Here is a 1,475-nt window from a genome sequence, read left to right on the forward strand (position 1 = left end):
GCCGGCGCGCCGGCCTCGCTGAGGCTAACGATGCGCTTGACAGTCAGGCCGGCCGCGGCGGCATAGACGGCCGCCCGCGCCCGCGCCTTGGCCACGGCAGCGGTGCGCGCCGCGTTCAGTGCGGCCTCCGGATCGGCGAGGCTGAACATCGGGCCATTCACCTCGTTGGCGCCGGCCTTGACGATGGCATCGACGATCTTGCCGGCATCGGCCAGTTTGCTGCTCTTGACCGTCACGCTGTTGCGCGCCTGATAACCGGTGACCGCCGGCGCCTGCCCCTGTTCATAGCGATACTGCGGCGCGATCGACAGGCTGCTGGTCTGGATGTCGGCGGCGGCCACCCCGGCGGACTTCAGGGCGGCAACCACGGCGGCCATGCGGGCGGCGTTGGCAGCGACGGCAGCCGCAGCGGTGGGCGCATCGGTGACGACACCGGCATTGAAGCGGATCGTGTCGGGCGCCTGGCGCACCTCGGCATCGGCCGACAGGCTGAGCAGGATCGGCTCGCCCGCGCTGCCGGCGGTTCGGTCATGGGCGCGGTCGTGGGCCTGAGCAGGCATCGCGACGAGGGCCAGGAGAGCGGCGGCAAGAGGCAGATGGCGCATGGTTGCTATCCCTTTGTTAACCGACATTGCCTATCTTGCCAGAGCGGCTGGCTGATGTCTTCTGGCGGGCCATATGGTGCCCTCGGGCTGTCGCGACGCTGAACGGCGCCGTGCGGCATCGGGGCATAGAGTGACACTCAAATTTGTCTTTTTGCTGCCTTCATCCTGATGTAGAGGAATGACTTGCGCTTGGTGATGTATTTCGATAATACACCACCGCCGAGGATCGATGACCATGAACGCCCACAACGCCCTTCCCAACGCCGCCGAAGCGGCCGTGTATCCGTTTCCGCCGAGCGGTGAAGAGACCGTGACGGGGCGGGGCGGCCGCCGCTGGCTGAAGCCGGCGCTGATCGCTTTGGCCGTGGCGCTGGCCGGCGTTGGAGCCTGGAAGGCGTTCGCTCCGGCACCGCCGCCGCCGGCTGCCGTGAGCAACCTGCCTGAAGTGAGCGTGATGGTGCCGGGCACCACGATGATCGCCGATACCATCGTTGCACCGGGCAGCATCGCCGCCAAGCGCGATGAGCCAGTCGGCGTGCAGGGCGAAGGCGGCCGCGTGACCCGCGTGCTGGTGGAACCCGGCCAGCGGGTGGGCGCCGGCCAGGTGCTCGCCCGGCTCGACCGGCAGGTGCAGGAACAGGAAATCGCCCAGCTGGTCGCTGCCGTGCGCCAGGCCGAAGCCGAGGCCCGCCTGGCAGAGGCCAATCTGACGCGCGCCGAAACGCTGGTGACCAAGGGCTTCATCAGCCGCGCCGATATCGATCAGCGCGTTGCCACCCGCGATGGCGCCCTGGCCCGCGTGAATGTCGCCAAGGCCCAGCTCGGCGCCGCGCGCGAGCGCGCCGACCGGCTGGACGTGCGTGCGCCGTC

General features: G+C 69.2%; 2 protein-coding genes. One reads left to right on the forward strand and one right to left on the reverse strand.

From position 1 onward, the window contains the following. A partial coding sequence (locus GJV64_RS14390; protein ID WP_235927777.1) for an SIMPL domain-containing protein occupies nt 1-605 on the reverse strand: 605 nt, incomplete at its 3' end. 235 nt (nt 606-840) lie between these two features. On the opposite strand from GJV64_RS14390, the gene GJV64_RS14395 reads away from it, so the two are divergent. Beyond that, nucleotides 841-1,475: efflux RND transporter periplasmic adaptor subunit (locus GJV64_RS14395; protein WP_235927778.1), on the forward strand; the 635-nt coding region annotated here is incomplete at its 3' end.

The organism is Sandarakinorhabdus rubra (assembly GCF_010994245.1).
Taxonomy (GTDB): domain Bacteria; phylum Pseudomonadota; class Alphaproteobacteria; order Sphingomonadales; family Sphingomonadaceae; genus Sandarakinorhabdus; species Sandarakinorhabdus rubra.